General features: G+C 58.6%; 15 protein-coding genes. 8 read left to right on the top strand and 7 right to left on the bottom strand.

The genetic code is table 11. The annotated features are described in order from the left end of the window. Positions 1-22: 22 nt before the first annotated feature. The 3 genes from VOI23_RS06350 to VOI23_RS06340 are packed head-to-tail and all read right to left on the bottom strand — an operon-like array spanning position 23 to position 2,594. Complete coding sequence (locus tag VOI23_RS06350) at positions 23-520, bottom strand: thioredoxin family protein (protein ID WP_323783198.1); 498 nt, start codon at positions 518-520, stop codon at positions 23-25. Continuing rightward, positions 517-1,263: a DsbA family protein gene (locus VOI23_RS06345; RefSeq protein WP_323783196.1), complete on the bottom strand. Its 747-nt coding sequence runs from the start codon at positions 1,261-1,263 to the stop codon at positions 517-519. The genes VOI23_RS06350 and VOI23_RS06345 overlap by 4 nt, the downstream gene beginning before the upstream one ends. Then, complete coding sequence (locus VOI23_RS06340; RefSeq protein WP_323783193.1) at positions 1,263-2,594, bottom strand: M48 family metalloprotease; 1,332 nt, start codon at positions 2,592-2,594, stop codon at positions 1,263-1,265. Before VOI23_RS06340 ends, VOI23_RS06345 begins: the two co-directional genes overlap by 1 nt. A gap of 64 nt (positions 2,595-2,658) precedes the next feature. Between VOI23_RS06340 and VOI23_RS06335 the strand changes: the two genes are divergently transcribed. From VOI23_RS06335 to VOI23_RS06300, 8 genes are all read left to right on the top strand, one after another. Further along, complete coding sequence (locus VOI23_RS06335) at positions 2,659-3,807, top strand: pyridoxal phosphate-dependent aminotransferase (RefSeq protein ID WP_323783190.1); 1,149 nt, start codon at positions 2,659-2,661, stop codon at positions 3,805-3,807. Positions 3,808-3,918: 111 nt separating this feature from the next. Beyond that, entirely contained in the window at positions 3,919-5,148 is a 1,230-nt protein-coding gene (locus VOI23_RS06330) for an N-acetylmuramoyl-L-alanine amidase (RefSeq protein ID WP_323783187.1), read from the top strand. Between the two features lie 107 nt (positions 5,149-5,255). Beyond that, on the top strand, positions 5,256-7,799 hold the full coding sequence (locus VOI23_RS06325; RefSeq protein WP_323783184.1) for a penicillin-binding protein 1A: 2,544 nt from the start codon (positions 5,256-5,258) through the stop codon (positions 7,797-7,799). Positions 7,800-7,926: 127 nt separating this feature from the next. Then, positions 7,927-9,054 (top strand): peptide chain release factor 2, encoded by a 1,128-nt coding sequence (prfB, locus tag VOI23_RS06320; RefSeq protein ID WP_323783181.1) that lies wholly within the window; start codon positions 7,927-7,929, stop codon positions 9,052-9,054. 125 nt (positions 9,055-9,179) lie between these two features. After that, positions 9,180-10,586 (top strand): amidase, encoded by a 1,407-nt coding sequence (locus VOI23_RS06315; RefSeq protein WP_323783178.1) that lies wholly within the window; start codon positions 9,180-9,182, stop codon positions 10,584-10,586. 68 nt (positions 10,587-10,654) lie between these two features. Beyond that, on the top strand, positions 10,655-11,428 hold the full coding sequence (locus VOI23_RS06310; RefSeq protein ID WP_323783175.1) for a DUF2189 domain-containing protein: 774 nt from the start codon (positions 10,655-10,657) through the stop codon (positions 11,426-11,428). Between the two features lie 137 nt (positions 11,429-11,565). Then, positions 11,566-11,967, top strand: a complete 402-nt coding sequence (locus tag VOI23_RS06305) for a cytochrome c (protein ID WP_323783172.1) — start codon at positions 11,566-11,568, stop codon at positions 11,965-11,967. A gap of 341 nt (positions 11,968-12,308) precedes the next feature. Next, on the top strand, positions 12,309-12,563 hold the full coding sequence (locus tag VOI23_RS06300; RefSeq protein ID WP_323783170.1) for a hypothetical protein: 255 nt from the start codon (positions 12,309-12,311) through the stop codon (positions 12,561-12,563). A gap of 81 nt (positions 12,564-12,644) precedes the next feature. Here VOI23_RS06300 and ilvN read toward each other — a convergent pair whose 3' ends face one another. The 4 genes from ilvN to VOI23_RS06280 form a co-directional block, all read right to left on the bottom strand. Next, positions 12,645-13,205 (bottom strand): acetolactate synthase small subunit, encoded by a 561-nt coding sequence (ilvN, locus tag VOI23_RS06295; protein ID WP_323783167.1) that lies wholly within the window; start codon positions 13,203-13,205, stop codon positions 12,645-12,647. A gap of 65 nt (positions 13,206-13,270) precedes the next feature. Continuing rightward, a complete protein-coding gene (locus tag VOI23_RS06290; protein WP_323783163.1) occupies positions 13,271-15,025 on the bottom strand; it encodes an acetolactate synthase 3 large subunit in 1,755 nt (584 codons plus the stop codon). A 411-nt stretch (positions 15,026-15,436) separates the two neighbouring features. Beyond that, a complete protein-coding gene (locus VOI23_RS06285) occupies positions 15,437-16,081 on the bottom strand; it encodes a response regulator transcription factor (RefSeq protein ID WP_323783160.1) in 645 nt (214 codons plus the stop codon). Next, positions 16,078-17,514 (bottom strand): cache domain-containing protein, encoded by a 1,437-nt coding sequence (locus VOI23_RS06280; protein WP_323783156.1) that lies wholly within the window; start codon positions 17,512-17,514, stop codon positions 16,078-16,080. Before VOI23_RS06280 ends, VOI23_RS06285 begins: the two co-directional genes overlap by 4 nt. Positions 17,515-17,710 lie beyond the last annotated feature (196 nt).

Here is a 17,710-nt window from a genome sequence, read left to right as displayed (position 1 = left end):
ATCTCTTGTCTGGGATATAGCCCTATTTCGACAGATATTTCCTGATCACGACCGCAGGCACATGGCCACGTACGATCATGTCGGGCAATACATAGCTCGGCGCCATATCCACCCCGATCCGGTCGGCAAGCCCGGCTTGCCGGGTGATGTCGATGAAAGTGACGCGCAGGTCGATCACTGCTGCCAGATCTTTCAGGTCGTTTTTGGCTTTCTCGCAATCGGGACAGCCGGGCCGCACGAACAGCGCCAGCGGGTGTTTGGATCCGGGCGATCCGATCATGGTGGCGTCCGGATCGAAAAGCTGGCCTGCTGCGGCCGCCAATCGCGCCAGGTCGCGGTCAATATTTTCCCGGTCGCTGGGGGCAGGGGGATTGAAGGCGCGCCAGATCGGTTCGGGATCGGCCAGCAGAGCTGCGCGCAGCTCTGCGGCAAAGGCGGGATCGGTCGATGACACAGTGTCGGCCTGCGCGGTCCCCGATAAAAGGACCGCCAGCAGCCCCGCCGCAATTGCCCGTGTCACTTTTCTTCCCGGACCGACGCGACCAGTTCCATCATATTGGCCAACGGCACGTATCCACGCAGCATCTGGTCGCCCAAGATAAAGGTTGGGGTGCCACTGATCCCCATGCTTTGCGCCAACTGGTGATTGTCGCCGATCAACTGGTTGACTTCGGGGCTGTTCATCTGCGCGATGATCGCGTCGCCGTCCAGATCCAGTGTTTCAGCCAGACGCGCCAGCGATTTCTGACCGATATTGCCGCGGAATGTGATCAGCGCGTCATAAGCTTTCTTATAGGCCTCGTCGCCCGCAACCAGTTTGGTCGCAATGGCAAAGCGCGATGCCAGCACCGATTCATCGCCCAGGATCGGGAATTCTTTCACGATATAGCGAATATTACCGTCGGTTGCGACCAGTTCAGACACTTCGCTATGCGCCTTGCGGCAATAGCCGCAACGATAGTCCATGAATTCGACCAGCGTTATGTCGCCTTCGGGGTTGCCGCCAACCCAGGCCCGGTCGTCGTTATAGATCGCGTCGCCATGCGCCGCGATCATGGTTTCATCCTTCTGCGCTTCGGCGGCCGCCTGACGCTGTTCGAAAATCTGGTAAGCTTCCAGAATAACTTCTGGATTTTCCAGTAGATAGGCACGTACTTCGGCGCGGAAAGTCGAACGTTCCTGATCGTCCATGGTGGTAATATCGAAGGCCTGGGCCGGCAGGGCCAGGGTGGAAAACGCGACTGTGGCGAGGAACTTCTTCATTATTTCTTCCTTTTGCTGGCTTGGGCCTCGGCAGCAGAGAGCACATCCTGCGACCGAAGCCAAGGGGCGGAACCGCGCGGTAAAAGGCCCGCTGCGCGTTCAGCGTGAATTCGTGCATCTTTAAAACGACCGGCAAGCGCATAGCGTTCCGCAGTCAGCACCGACGCCATGCCGGTATTGCCGGTCTGGGCATAGGCGGTGGCCAGATCGCGAAGCACCCGTGCGTCGGAAAAATCCCGGGCACGGGCTTTTTCCAGCACGTTGCGTGCCTGTGCCGGATTGCCCACTGCCAACAAGGCGCGGCCCTGACCACCGAGGATCAGGGCATTGGTTGGCGCCAGCGCTGCGGCACGGCCATAAGCGGCGACGGCCGCCCTGGCGTTGCGGCTTTCCAGCAGGATCTGGCCGTGTAAATCATGCACGAATGGATCATTGGGACGCAGCGCGATCAATTTACGGATCGCGGCCTGCGCCTTGGCGCTATCGGGTTGGCGATGATAAGCGACTGCCTGCCGCATCAGCGCGATATCGGCGCTGGCGCTGGACCCGGCCCGGCGCAAGGTCCAGCTGGGCGCACGCAAAAAGGCCGACAGCTTGCCCTGCGCCCGGGCGAACCAATAGGTACTGTTGGCGGTGCCGCCGGGTTTCGTCTTGGCCGTCTGCGCAAGGGCTTTCACCGCTCGCAGCCGGTCCCGTGACAAAGGATGAGTGCGGGCATACGGGTCCTGACGACTGACATTCAGCATTTCCTGACCGCGAAAGATATCGAGCACACCCAGCATTGCTTTGGGATCGGCCCCCGCAGACACCATATAGCGCAACGCTGAACTGTCGGCGGCGCTTTCTTCGGCACGGGTGTGGGACATGAACATGCGGTTTGCCGAACTGCCCAGCCCGAGGCTTAGCGCACCTGCTGCGCGCGCATCAGCCCCAGACGCCGCCGCGGTCGCCGCCAGGGCCATGCCCAGCCCGGTGATCGTATTGGCCATCCGCATATTTGCAAAACGCCTTGAGATATGGCCATTGGCGATATGCGCCGCTTCATGTGCCAGCACGGCCTGTAACTCGTCTGCTGACTTCAGCTTCAGCAGCAACCCCGAATGGATGAAGATGTGACGGTGATCAATGACAAAGGCGTTCAGGCTGCTATCCTTGATCACCACTACATTGACCGACCCCGCAGGCAATCCCGCGGCATTCAATATCGGACGGGCGATTTCACCAAGCGCATATTCGATATCCGCATCGCGCAGCAGCGTCACCGCCTGCGCCGGAAGGGCATGCGTCAGCAAAACCGCCCAAACGGCGAGGATGCGTAAAAGAGGATGCATTGACGGCGCGCCTGTTTCGGGATGAATTAGCTCTTCACTCTCAGCGCAGCATAGGGAACAACCGATGCGAAACTCAAGACGATCACAAGTCGATCCCTTTATTGTGATGGATGTGATGGAGGCCGCACGTGCCGCCGAAGAAGCAGGCCGCGACATCATCCATATGGAAGTGGGGCAGCCCGGAACCGGCGCGCCGGAGGGCGCGCGGCAGGCGTTGACCCGGCAGATGACGGGCGACGCGATGGGCTATACCGTGGCGCTTGGTCTACCTGAATTGCGCAAACGTATCGCCCGGCTGTATGGCGACTGGTACGACCTTGATCTGGATTGGAACCGGGTGATCGTGACGCCGGGATCGTCGGGGGCGTTTTTGCTGGCCTTTACCGCTTTGTTCGATACCGGCGACCGGATCGGAATCGGTGAACCGGGATATCCGTCTTATCGGCAGATATTGACCGCGCTGGATCTGGTGCCGGTGGGATTGCCCGCATCGCCGCAAAACCGGTTGCAGCCGGTGCCCGCAGATTTTGCGGCTATGGATTTGCGGGGGCTGATGGTGGCCTCGCCCGCCAATCCGTCCGGTACCATGCTGAACAAACCGGCGATGGAGGCCCTGGTTTCGGCCTGCCGCGACAACGATATCGCCTTTATCAGCGATGAAATCTATCACGGTATCGAATACGAGGCCAAGGCGGTCAGCGCGCTGGAGGTGACCGACGATTGCTATGTGATCAATTCCTTTTCCAAGTATTTCAGCATGACCGGCTGGCGCGTCGGCTGGATGGTGGTGCCGGAACCGCATGTGCGGGTGATCGAACGGCTGGCGCAGAACATGTTCATCTGCCCCAGTCACGCCAGCCAGATCGCTGCGCTGGCCGCGATGGATTGTGGCGACGAGCTTGAGGCCAATATGGCCGTTTACCGTGAAAATCGCCGGCTGATGCTGGATGGGTTGCCGAAAGCGGGATTTCACAAGATCGCACCGCCGGACGGGGCGTTTTATGTCTATGCCGACGTCAGCGATCTGACCTCTGACAGCCGCGCCTTTGCCGCAGAAATTCTGGAAAAGGCCGGGGTGGCGGTGACGCCGGGGCTGGATTTCGATCCTTTGCGGGGGGCGGGCACCTTGCGTTTTTCCTATGCCCGGGCCACGGCGGATATCGTTGAAGGTCTGAAACGGCTGGAACACTTCATGGCGCAGCGGCAGAGATAATCGAAAGTCCGGTTTCCGAGTGTTTTCAGAACGATGAAATGGGGCGTGAGGGTCGTGCAAATCCGCCCGAAACGGGGTAGTGTGCCCGAAAGAGCAACCGGAAACGGGCAAATGAGCGGTATTATCAGAAAACTTTGGCTGGCCGTAGTGCTGGCCTTTTGGGCCCTTCCGGGACTTGCGCAGGACTTGTCCGGTCTGGCGCGGGTAGAGATTGGTCAGTCCCAAATCACCGATCGTTGGGGCGGCGGGATCGAGATAGAGCTTGCGCTGAGCCAGGGGGTGCCGTTTCGCGCCTATACCCTTACCGAGCCGGCGCGGCTGGTGCTGGATTTTCGAGAAGTGGACTGGCGCGGTGTGACCAAGCCGGTGTTGCTGAATGCCGACAATGCCAGCGATCTGCGGTTCGGAAGTTTCCGGCCAGGTTGGTCGCGGATGGTGGTCGATCTGACCGGACCATATGCGATCGAGAGCGCGGGGATGAAAATTGCGCCGCAAAGCGGTGAAGCGCGACTCGACGTTTCGCTTGCCCCCACCGATGCGGCGGATTTCGCCGCCCGCTCCGGTGCGCCTTATGACCCGCGATGGGATCTGCCCGCCCCGGTGGCGCGGGCGGTCACCAAGGGATTGCCGGGGCAGGGACCTTTGGTCGTGGTGCTGGATCCGGGGCATGGTGGGATTGATCCCGGGGCGGAGCGTGACCGCTATCGCGAAAAGGACCTGATGCTGACCTTTGCCCGGGAATTGAAGGAAACGCTGGTCCGGTCCGGCGGATTTTCGGTGATCCTGACCCGTGACGACGACCGGTTCGTGTCGCTGGAACGCCGCGTCGCGTTGGCACATGAAGCCGGAGCTCATGTGTTTTTGTCACTGCACGCGGATATTCTGGCCGAAGGTCAGGCCAAAGGCGCGACCCTGCATCTTTTGTCCGATCAGGCCTCGGACGCGGCCTCGGCCAAACTGGCCGAACGGCATGACCGCGACGACCTCCTGTCCGGTGTCGATCTGACCGGGCAGGATGACGTGGTGGCCGATATCCTGATGGATCTGGCGCGGCAGGAAACCCAGCCGCGAACCGAACGGTTGGCGCAGGCGATGATCAAGGGCATCACCGGGGCCGGGGTGCGGATGAACCACCGTCCGCTGCGCCGGGCCGGGTTTTCGGTGCTCAAAGCGGCTGATATTCCTTCGATCCTGCTGGAGGTGGGGTTCCTGTCGAACCCGAAGGATCTGGAAAACCTGTCGAACAAGCAATGGCGCATCAACATGGCATCGGGCATCCGCGACGCGCTGCGCGCCTGGGCGACCGAGGACGCGGCGCTGGCCAAGCTGGTGCGGCAATAAATTCACCCACACGGACAGCGGATTTCGGCCCAAGGATCAAGCGGAGTTGTTTTGACGGGGCGTGGCGCTGACAGTATAGAGTGGCAACCAATCACAAGGGGCGTTGCGTGCTGAGGTTCATTTTATCCTTCTTTGGAGCGATTTTCACCCTGGTGACGCTGGGGATCGCCGTGGTCGCCCTGAGCATTGGGTCGATTTTCTATATCTATGGCCGCGACCTGCCGAGCCATGAAAGTCTGGCGCAATATACCCCGCCGACGATCAGCCGGATTTATTCGGGCGAAGGTCAGATGATTGATGAATTCGCCGAAGAGCGCCGGTTGTTCACCCCAGCCAATGAAATCCCAGATCTGGTGAAGCACGCTTTCATTTCGGCCGAGGACAAGAATTTCTACACCCACAAGGGCTATGATGCGGGCGGCATCATCAAGGCCGCGCTCGACGCGGTGAAATCGCGCGGCCGAAACGTGCGTGGCGCTTCGACCATCACCCAGCAGGTTATGAAGAACTTCCTGCTTGGCGGCGAACGCAAGATCGAACGCAAGATCAAGGAAATCATCCTCGCCACCCGGGTCGAGGAAACCCTGAGCAAGGACAAGATCCTCGAACTATACCTCAACGAGATTTATCTGGGGGCGAATTCCTATGGCGTGACCGCGGCGGCGCAGACCTATTTTAACAAGACCCTGTCGGAATTGTCCGTGGCCGAGGTTGCCTATCTCGCGGCGCTGCCGAAAAAGCCAGCCGAACTGCATCCGGTGCGCGACATGGAAGACGCTATCGGACGGCGCAATTACGTTCTGAAGCAGATGCAGCAGAACGGCTATATCACAGATGCGGATTACCAGCAGGCGCGGCAGGAACCGCTGCGTTCGGTGCAGAACGGTGATTTTGACAGTTTCAAATCAGCGCTCCCGCCGCGCGACTATTTCACCGACGAAATTCGCCGCCAGCTCAGCGGTGATTTCGGCGAGGAACAGTTTTTCTCTGGTGGCATGACTGTGCGTGCAACGGTCGATCCAGAAATGCAGATCGAAGCCGCCAGGGCACTGCGCCGGGGATTGGAAAAATACGATCGTTCCCGCGCGGTCTGGTACGGAACCGGATTGACGATCCCGGCCGATCAGCTGGCCAACTGGCGCGAGGCGCTGTCGGAAGTTGCCGTTCCGCGCGATATCGAACTGGATGGCCCTTGGCATCCCGCCGTGGTGCTGGAAATCGGTACCAAAGACGCGCGGATTGGCATCGAAGGGGTTGAGGACGACGCAGACGGCCACTGGATTCCGGCAAAGGATGTGCAATGGGCCCGTAAAAAGCTGGCAGACGGAAAGTTGGGCAAAAAGGCCCAGGTAGCAGGCGACTTGCTGTCTGTTGGGGATGTGGTGCTGGTGCGTGCCCTGACCAAGGATGATGATGGCAGTTTCATCCGCTGGACCCTGCGCCAGGTGCCTGAAATTCAGGGCGGGTTCATGGCAATGGACGTCAATACCGGCCGCGTGATCGCCATGCAGGGCGGTTTCAGCTATCAGGATTCGGTGTTTAACCGCGCCACCCAAGCGATGCGTCAGCCGGGATCGAGTTTCAAGCCGTTCGTCTATGCTGCGGCACTGGACAGCGGCTATTCCCCGGCGACGATCGTGATCGATGCGCCGATCGAAGTGGATACGCCACAAGGACTGTGGCGGCCGCGTAATTCGTCAAACAAGTTCTATGGCCCGACGCCGCTGCGGACCGGGATCGAAATGTCGCGGAACCTGATGACCATCCGTCTGGCGCAGGAAATCGGCATGGACGTGGTCGCCGATTACGCCGAACGGTTCGGGGTCTATGACAATATGGGGCAGTTCCTTGCCAACTCGCTGGGGGCCGATGAAACCACGCTCTACCGTATGGTTGCCGCCTATGCGATGTTTGCCAATGGCGGCGAACGGGTGGAACCGACGCTGGTTGACCGGATTCAGGACCGCTATGGCAAGACGATTTATCGCCATGACAAGCGTGATTGCGTCGACTGCACCAACCCGAACGTCCCTACCGACCGCAGCCCGGCCATCGTGTCGAATCGTGATCGGGTGATGGATGCGATCACAGCCTATCAGCTGACCTCGATGATGAAGGGGGTGGTGGATCGCGGCACCGCGTCCAGCACCGTCAATGTGAATGTGCCGATTGCGGGTAAAACCGGCACGACCAATCAGGCGCGCGACGTCTGGTTCATCGGTTTCAGTTCGAACATCGTGGCGGGGTGTTACATGGGCTACGATCAGCCACGCCCGCTGGGACGCGGGTCCTATGGCGGCAGCATGTGCGGTCCGGTCTTTTCCGAATTCATGAATACGGCCACGAAAAAATATGGCGGTGGCCCGTTCAGGGTGCCCGAAGGCGGTCATTTCATCAAGATCGACCGCTATACTGGCGAACGCCTGCCCGACGACGTCAGCGGTGCCAACGTGGTGGCGGAATATTTCCGCGATGGCGAAGAACCGATTTTCGGCATCACCTTTGACGGTGGTTTCGCGGTCGGAGCGAACCTGCCGCTGTTCGAAGAGGTCGACGATGCCGGGCGCGAAGTCACCACATCCACCGGTAAGAAGGCGGTTGTTGGTCCGAAGGCGACCTTTGGGTCGGTGTCTTCGGGTGGCCTTTACTAGTCATTGTTTCACCGGGCTGGCGGGCTAACTGCCCGCCCGGCCTTTTCCGCTAGATACCGTGCAATGCTTGCCCCTGCCTGCGGGCTGGTTTATCACGCGGCACTGAGAGTTTTTCAAAGGAAGCCCAATGCGCGCCGAGGTTCAGAATACCGTCTCTGAAATCGAAAAATCACTGGAGCTGCTGCGCCAGCGGATGGATTGGGAAACGGCACAGTTCCGGCTAGAGGAATTCAATGCGCGGGTTGAAGATCCGACACTGTGGGACGATCCGGAAAACGCGCAGAAACTGATGCGCGAACGCCAGGCGCTTTTGGATTCGATCAAGACCCATGACGATATCAAACAGGAAATGACCGATAACATCGACCTGATTGAACTGGGTGAAATGGAAGACGATGCCGAGGTGGTTCAGGACGCCGAAGCCGCGCTGAAGGATCTGGCCAAGAAAGCTGCTAAGAAAGAACTTGAAGCACTGCTGAACGGCGAAGCGGATGCCAACGACACCTTCCTTGAAATCAATTCCGGCGCGGGCGGCACCGAAAGCTGTGACTGGGCGTCGATGCTGGCCCGGATGTATGTCCGCTGGGCCGAAAAGAAGGGTTACAAGGTTGAACTGCAGTCGATGAGCCCGGGTGAAGAGGCCGGGATCAAATCGGCCACCTATAAGATTTCCGGCCATAACGCCTATGGCTGGCTGAAATCGGAATCGGGCGTACACCGGCTGGTGCGGATTTCGCCCTATGACAGCGCGGCGCGGCGCCATACGTCGTTCAGTTCGGTCTGGGTCTATCCGGTGGTCGATGACAATATCGAGATTGAAGTAAATCCATCTGATATCCGCATTGATACCTATCGGTCTTCGGGCGCGGGCGGTCAGCACGTGAATACCACCGACTCGGCGGTGCGGATCACCCATATCCCGACCAATATCGTGGTCACCAGTTCGGAAAAGTCGCAGCACCAGAACCGTGATATCGCCATGAAGGCGCTGAAATCGCGGCTCTATCAGATGGAACTTGATCGCCGTAATGCTGATATCAATGCCGCGCACGAAGCCAAGGGCGATGCCGGTTGGGGCAATCAGATCCGGTCCTATGTGTTGCAGCCATATCAGATGGTGAAAGACCTCCGCACTTCCTATGAAACTTCTGATACCGCGGGAGTGCTGGATGGGGATCTTGATGGTCTTATGGCGGCCACTCTGGCGATGGACGTATCGGGCAAAAGCCGCGCCGAGGCGCAGGGCGAGGACTGAATTCACAGTCGTTAGGCTGGGTCCCCCTCCGAATGCTTTGCTTTAAAGGCTTGCGCCCGGTCCGGTCTTTGACCGATGTTAACCTCGCGGGTTCGCCCGTCGAAATGCCGTGGGAGTAACAAGGAATGAATTTGCTGGATCGCGATGCGCTGGAGATTTCAGCCCTGTTGGAAGCGCGGGAACTGAGCGCCGAAGAGCTGATGAAGGCCACGCTAAAACGCATCGACGCGGTGAATGGCAAGGTGAACGCAATCGTTTCGCTGCGTGACCGTGAAACGCTGATTGCCGAGGCGCGCAAAGCCGACAACACGCCAAGGCGCGGTTGGTTGCACGGGATGCCGCTGGCGGTCAAGGACCTGGCCAATGTTGCGGGCATCGAAACGTCCATGGGGTCGCCGATCATGGCGGGGCAGGTGGCTAAACAGGATTCCGTTTTCGTTTCCCGGATGCGCCGGGCTGGCGGGTTGTTTATCGGTAAAACCAATACACCTGAATTCGGTCTGGGCAGCCATACCTTCAATCCGGTGCATGGTCATACCCATAACCCTTACGATCTTTCGAAATCGGCTGGTGGGTCGTCCGGCGGCGCGGCGGCGGCTTTGGCATCGCGGATGCTGTCGGTCACGGACGGATCGGACATGATGGGCAGCCTTCGAAACCCGGCGGCCTGGTGCAATGTCTACGGCTTCCGGCCCAGTTGGGGGCGGGTGCCTGCCGACCCTGAAAACGAAATGTTCCTGCATCAGCTTTCCACCAACGGTCCGATGGGGCGTTCGCCCTCGGATATCGCGGCGCTTCTTGAGGTTCAATCGGGCTGGGACAGTTCCCAGCCGCATGGCTTCCTGCCCGAAATTTTTCTCGATCGGCTGATGGGCGACCTGGCTTTTGCCCGGATCGGCTGGCTTGGCGACTGGGGCGGCGCCTATGCGATGGAAGACGGCGTGATGCAGACCTGCACAAAGGCGCTCAAATCCTTCGAACGGATGGGTAGTATCGTCGAAGAGATCGCGCCGCCATTCCCGGCAGACCAAATCTGGGACGCCTGGATTACGCTGCGCTCCTGGTCGATCGCGGCCAAACTGGGGCCGCTTTTGGAAACCCATCGGGACGAATTGAAACCCGAAGCGATCTGGGAAATCGAACGCGGGCTGAAACTCAGCGCGATGGAGGTGAATCGGGCCAGTGTGGTGCGATCGCAATGGTTCCGCAAAGCAGCCGAACTGTTCGAAGACTATGATCTTCTTGTGATGCCCTCGGCGCAGGTCTGGCCGTTTCCGGTCGAGAAACGCTATCCCAAATCCATCGCCGGCAGATCGATGGATACCTATCATCGTTGGATGGAAGTCGTGGTACCGGTCAGCCTGATCGGTCTGCCCTGCCTCAGCGCCCCGGTCGGCTTTGGCGAAAACGGCCTACCTATGGGGTTACAACTGATCGGCCCGGCGCGCGGCGATTTGCGGGTGTTGCAGCTGGGGCAAGCCTGGCACGAAGGTACCGAATTTCCGGCCAAACATCCTCCAATTCTAGAGTAGCTCTTGATTTCGCGCTGAAAACCCTTTCCCATACTCAAAAACGTGAATGTTTTTGTGGGAGGAAACAGATGCCAGAGGCTCCTTTGCCGGGTGTGCCAGAATTGCGGCCCGTTACGTTCGATACTCTGGCTGAAGCGCTTCGGCGGGGCTGGGCGGATATGAAGCGCGCACCGTTTTTCGGAGCTGTCTTTGCGGCCTTCTATGTGGCTCTGGGGCTGGTGATGGCCTGGGTCACTTTTGCGACCGGGCAATCCTATTGGCTGATCTTCGCGGCGGTGGGATTTCCGCTGATCGGCCCTTTCGCGGCGGTCGGGCTTTATGAGGTCAGCCGTCGGCTTGATCAGGGACGCGCAATGGATCTGTATCAGATTTTCGGCGTCGTGGCACGGCAATCAAAACGCCAATTGCCCTCGATCAGCGCGATCATAATATTTATGTTCCTGTTCTGGTTTTTCATCGCCCACATGATCTTTGCGTTGTTCATGGGCACGATGACGTTGACCAATGTTTCGACGTCCTTCGACGTCTTCCTGACCGTCAACGGGTTGACGATGCTGGGGCTGGGCTCGGCCGTGGGGGCCGGTTTTGCGCTGCTTCTCTACATGATCACGGTTATTTCGCTGCCGATGTTACTGGACCGCGAAGTCGATTATGTCACTGCCATGATCGCGAGCTTTCAGACAGTACAGGAAAACCTGCTGCCAATGCTGGCTTGGGCAATCTTTATCGCCATTGTCACCTTCCTCTCTCTAATACCGGCCTTCCTGGGGCTGTTTGTAGCCCTGCCGCTTCTCGGCCATGCCACTTGGCATCTCTACCGGCTGATTTCACAACCAGGCTAAGTCGGGGTGAACGGCGCATTGACGTAGGTCAACGTTTCCAAATCATTTCTAACGCAGCCTACATTAATGGTGCGGATTATTTGTCCGTGTTTTCGGTGTGTACCGCATCTGATATTTTTTTCAGAAGGAGAAGACCAATGCATAGAAAGACGTTTTATGTGCTTGCTGCGGTTGCAGCGATCTCTGGCGGGGCAGCTTTGGCCGAAGACATGGTGGATCCGGGTAAGGCGACTTATGTACAGTATTGCGCCGCCTGCCATGGTGAATATGGTATGGGGAAGGGGGCGATCGCCGATATGTTCACAGCCGAAGTGCCCGACCTGACCCAGCTGTCTGCCAACAATGACGGCGTTTTTCCGATGCTGCAGGTGATTCATGTCATCGATGGTCGGACCGGGGTGCGCGCGCATGGCGGGCCGATGCCGGTCTTTGGGGCGCTTTTCTCGGATGACGCTGACATGGGGCCCTATGGTGGTCCTGTCTACACCCGGGGCAAAATCCTGTCCTTGGCCTATTATCTGGAATCTCTCCAGAAATAGAATCTTTCCAATGTGGTACAGGCCATAAGGCGAACCGCGCCAGCATTTTGGCGCGGTTGTTTTCACTATTTGTGATTCGCCTTATGCGCAAAGCTTCGCCTATGCGGGGCTGATTGCTAAAACGGCGGGGGGCCGCCAAATCGCGGGATTGCTCTCGGTCACGTTCCGCCAAGGTGGATTTCTGTGCCAAATCCTGCCCAGAAGACTCGGACGTATTCGCAAGGGTCTGCCGGAAATCGGCGCGCCCGACGGTGCGGGTATGCGGCTTGGCATCAAGGTGATCGAGTGAGGTTAGGACAGGCACAAAGCCGTCCCTCGAGACCTGATAAGAGGATCACAAAATGCGAATTGCACCCCGTATCACCACCGCTGTCATTGCCCTGACATTGGCTGCCCCCGCTCTAGCTGAGGAAATCGACAGCAGCATCGACGTCAATGGCGACGGGTTTTACAGCTATGCGGAACTTGCCGCTGTTTACCCCGATTTGACCGAGCAGAGCTTCGCCGAATTCGACATCTCGGCTGAAGGGTTGCTGGACGCAAAGGAAGTGGCGGAGATGAAAAAGGCAGGCGCCTTTCCAATGAAAGACGGCTAGAACGGGCCTGATACCAAAGGGCGCACCGGTACGCCCCGGACAAGTCCGCTTGCGCGGGCTTGTCTGCTCGTTCTGATCCGGTCAGGCACCGCGCGACAGCGCCGCAACCCCGGTCCGGGCCACTTCGACCAATCCCAGCGGCCGCATCAGGTCGACGAAGGCGTCGATCTTTTCCGGCGTTCCGGTGATCTGGAAAACGAAGCTTTCCAGCGTGCTGTCGACCGCGTTAGCGCGGAAAATGTCGGCCAGCCGCAGCGCCTCGACCCGTTTTTCGCCTGCGCTGGCAACCTTGACGAGGGCCAGTTCGCGTTCCACCGTTGCCCCTTCGACGGTCAGGTCATGCACGCCGTGTACCGGCACGATCCGGCCCAATTGCGCCTTGATCTGTTCGATCACCTGCGGCGTACCTTCGGTGACGATGGTAATGCGGGAATGATGGCCCAAATGATCCACCTCGGCCACGGTCAGGCTTTCGATATTGTAACCGCGTCCTGAAAACAGCCCGATCACCCGGGCCAGAACGCCGGGTTCGTTATCGACCAGAACCGCCAGCGTGTGGCGTTCCTTCGTGTCAGAAAAATTGGGGCGCAGATTATAGGCGGAATGCTTCGTCGAGCCTTTTTTGATGTGTAGAGCAGCCATGATGTCTTCTTCTGTTCAAAAATATCCACGGGGGTCCGGGGGCCGTCAGCCCCCGGGGCTCGGTTTTAGACCAGAACTGCGCCGGAATTACCGATCGCGTCCTGGGTATTGGCATCGCCCAGCAGCATCTTGTTATGCGGTTCGCCCGACGGGATCATGGGGAAACAATTCTCATGCTTCTCGACCAGACAGTCAAAGATCACCGGACCATCATAATTGATCATTTCCATGATCGCATCGTCCAGATCGGCGGGATCATCGCACCGGATGCCCTTGGCACCAAAGGCCTCGGCCAGCTTCACGAAATCGGGCAACGCTTCGGACCAGCTTTGCGAATAGCGTTCGCCATGCAGCAGCTCCTGCCATTGCCGCACCATGCCCAACCGTTCATTATTCAGGATGAATTGCTTCACCGGCAGCCGGAACTGCACCGCGGTGCCCATCTCCTGCATGTTCATCAGCCATGACGCTTCACCAGCGACGTTGATCACCAGGCTGTCGGGATGGGCCATCTGGATCCCGATCGAGGCCGGCATCCCATAGCCCATGGTGCCCAGGCCTCCAGAGGTCATCCAGCGGTTCGGGTCCTCAAAGCCGAGATACTGCGCCGCCCACATCTGATGCTGGCCAACCTCGGTGCAGACATAGCGGTCATGGCCCTTGGTCAGCTCTTCCAGCCGATGCAGCGCATATTGCGGCTTGATGATCTTGCCTTCCTGTTTGAACTTCAGGCAATCGATCTCTTTCCAGCTATCGATTTGTTTCCACCAGCCGCTCAGCGCTTCCTTATTGGTCTTGCGACCGCGCGATTTCCAGACTTTCAAGATATCTTCCAGCACATGGCCAACGTCACCGACGATCGGGATGTCGATCCGGATCACCTTGTTGATCGAGCTGGGATCGATGTCGATATGCGCCTTTTTCGATTTCGGGCTGAACGCGTCGAGGCGGCCGGTGATCCGGTCGTCGAAACGGGCGCCGATATTGACCATCAGGTCGCAATCATGCATCGCCATGTTGGCTTCATAAAGCCCATGCATCCCCAGCATTCCCAGCCAGCCATCGCCGCTTGCCGGATAGGCACCAAGCCCCATCAGGGTCGAGGTGATCGGGAAACCGGTGGAATCGACCAGTTCGCGCAGCAACTGACTTGCAGCGGGGCCGGAATTGATCACGCCTCCGCCGGTATAGAAAATCGGTTTCTTGGCGCTTTCGATTGCTTCGACCAATTCCACGATCGCGTCCATATCGCCCTTTATCTGTGGCTGATAATGGCTGACCTCGATTTTCTTGGGATCGACATAGGTGCCAGAGGCAAATTGCACATCCTTGGGAATATCGACCAACACCGGGCCGGGCCGACCGGATTTGGCGACATGGAACGCTTCGTGAATGGTGCCGGACAGCTTCTCGGTGTCTTTCACCAACCAGTTATGCTTGGTGCAGGACCGGGTGATGCCAACGGTGTCGGCTTCCTGAAACGCGTCCGAGCCGATCATGAAGGTCGGCACCTGGCCGGTCAGCACCACGATCGGGATCGAGTCGAGCAAAGCATCGGTCAGGCCGGTCACCGCATTGGTGGCGCCGGGCCCAGAGGTCACCAGAACCACGCCGGGCTTGCCGGTCGAGCGGGCATAGCCTTCGGCGGCGTGAACCGCACCCTGTTCGTGCCGCACCAACACGTGGCGGATATCGTTTTGCAGGAAAATTTCGTCGTAAATCGGTAGCACAGCACCGCCGGGATATCCGAATACGACATCCACGCCCTGATCCTTAAGGGCCTGGACTACCATTTTCGCTCCGGTCATCTGACGTTTCATCTTTTCGCTCCGTTTACGACGTCAACAATTCAGCCAATAAAAAAGCCCCCGATTTTTGTCGGGGGCGCATGGGGTACCAATATGGTGTCCGTTACCGGCCCATGCGCCATTTCTCTACGATTACGACTAGCGTTTTCATCGCCTAAGGCTCCTACTGTGCTGGCGGGATTATTATTGTCGCCGACGGGGGGCGTCAACCTGCAAATAATCGGAAAATGTCGCTGCGCGGGATTTTTCTTTGCAAATATTTCGCGGCATGGCCGGTCTGACGGTCGCGGGCCGAAAATTGCCGCTTGCCACATGGCGCTGCGCCCCGGCCCGCGTCACTGCCGGGCGGCCTCCCGCCGGATGGCATTCAGAATCGACAGGCCGATATCTCATGGAAAAGGCGATCTGCGGTTGCTGGCCCGATTACAGCTTGACGCCAGTCCCCTGCAGCACCCCGTGTTCCAGCGCGTAACGGGTCAGCCCGGCAGTCGAGGATATGCCCAGCTTGCGCTTGATATTCTTGCGGTGGGTTTCCACCGTGCGCACCGAAATATCCAGCGTCGCGGCCACTTCCTTGTTCGACTCGCCCTGCGCCAGCTGCAGCAGGATCGTCTGTTCCCGTTCGGTCAGCTGTTCGCGGGTCTTGCCGTCCGGCGGGGTCAGCGACCCCTGCGCGCCGGTACACAGATAACGTTCGCCGCGCATCACTGAATCGATCGCGGCCTTGATTTCCTCGGTCGGAACGTCCTTGAGAACATAGCCCATCGCGCCGTGGCTCAGCGCTGAGGTGATATATTCGCGGCTATCATGCATCGACAAGATCAGCACCCGGGTTTCGGGGCAGCGTTCGAGGATGATCTCGGTCGCGGTCAGCCCGCCGATATCGGGCATGTTGAGATCCATCAGCACCACATCGGGGCGCAGTGTTTCCACCGCATCAATGATGTCCCGGCCTTTCAAAAAGGCGCTGACGACTTCGATATTCTCATAGGCTTCCAGAATCGACTGTATGCCTTCGGCGATCATTGGATGGTCATCGACAATGGCGACTCTGACAGGGTTTGTCATTTCGCTGCTTTCCTACGTTCAATGCCCATCTGGTCTGGGGGCAGAAGGTGGCTGAGAGGAACTACCGCTTCGATAAGGGTGCCCTCGCGGCCTGACTGGATTTTCAGGGTTCCGTCCAGCTGTTCTATCCGTTCCTGCATATTGCGCAATCCCAGTCCCCCCGAAGGTTCGCCTGATTCCGAACGGGCACCGGGACCAGGAAGACCACAGCCATTGTCGCTGATCCGTAGCGTCGCGCCGTTGCGGTGACCGCGCAGATCGACGGTGACTTCGCTGGCATTGGCATGGCGTTCGATATTGGTCAACGCCTCTTGCGCGATGCGGTAAAGCGCGATCTTGCTATCTTCGTCCAGCCGGTTGCGGAACACCACCGTGTTGAAATCGACCCTGATATTGGTGCGGGTACTGAAATCTTCGGTCAGCGCCTTGATCGCGGGGCCAAGACCCAGATCGTCCAGAACCCCGGGGCGCAGGTCGCGGCTGATCCGGCGCACCTCTTGTATTGCGCCGGACAGATGGTCGATGTTTTTGTCCAGCGTTTCGCCAGCCCTTGCATCGCCATTGTCGAACCGGCGGCGGGCGATTTCCAACCCATAGCGGGTGCCGACCAGAATCTGACTGATACCATCATGCAATTCGCGCGCGACCCGGCCGCGTTCTTCTTCCTGCGCGTCAAAGACCCGTTGGGTCAGTTTCTTCAGCTTGGCATCGGCCAGACGGCGTTCACGGATATTGATGACCATACCGGAAAAGAACACCAGCAGCAGTGCCGCCAGGGTGATCGCACCAATATATATAAATGTGCGCTGCACTCTGTCTTCGACCTCGGCCCGTGTTGCGGCGACATGTTGCAGGATATCATCGATATAGACGCCGGTTCCCACCGCCCACCGCCATGACGGGAAAGACGTGACATAGGTAATCATACGGGCTTCTTCGCCGGACGAGGGTTTCGGCCAGAGATGTTCGACATACCCCGCACCCTGCCGCGCGGTGGCGATGAATTCGGCCACAACCGGAGTGCCTTCGCTGTCGGTAAGGTTCATCCAGTTGCCGTTGATCAGATCAGTCTGGCGCGGACTGACCAGGTTGGTGCCATCATAGTCATAGACGAAAAAGAATCCTTCCTCGCCATAGATCATCGCCGACAGGATCTGCATCACCTGCTGCTTGGCGGCTTCGTCATTCGGCGCGGCGCGGCCATAGATGAAGTAGAACCCGTTGCGCGCCTGCGTCACGTAATTGCGCAGCTCTTCTTTTTTCGCCTCGATCAGCTGGGTTTCGAGCTGACGGATTTCGCGTTCGGCCAACTGCCGCGACTGGTTCGCCACCAGCAACGCGATCGCGGTCACTGCCAGAATGAGCGGCAGCGTGGCCAGCAAGAACAGCTTCTGACCATAAGAGGGGCGCAAAAAAGCGAAAAGCCGGAACATGCGTGATTCGATACGCGTGATTCCCTCAGAATCAAAGCCGAATCCCGCGGCAAAGTTTTCAAAACGCCTTTACGAGCAGCATGTATTGGTCAGTTTTTTGGTCCAAAGGTATGTTTCTACGTACTAATAGGTATTCCCCCGTCGCAATCCTGTCACTAGTGTTGCCGCACTCGTAACGGTCCGTGCGAGAGGCGCA

Source organism: Thalassovita sp. (assembly GCF_034670005.1).
Classification (GTDB): domain Bacteria; phylum Pseudomonadota; class Alphaproteobacteria; order Rhodobacterales; family Rhodobacteraceae; genus Thalassobius.
Note: the sequence above shows the minus strand (reverse complement) of the source record. Positions and strands in the feature narration are given on the sequence as shown.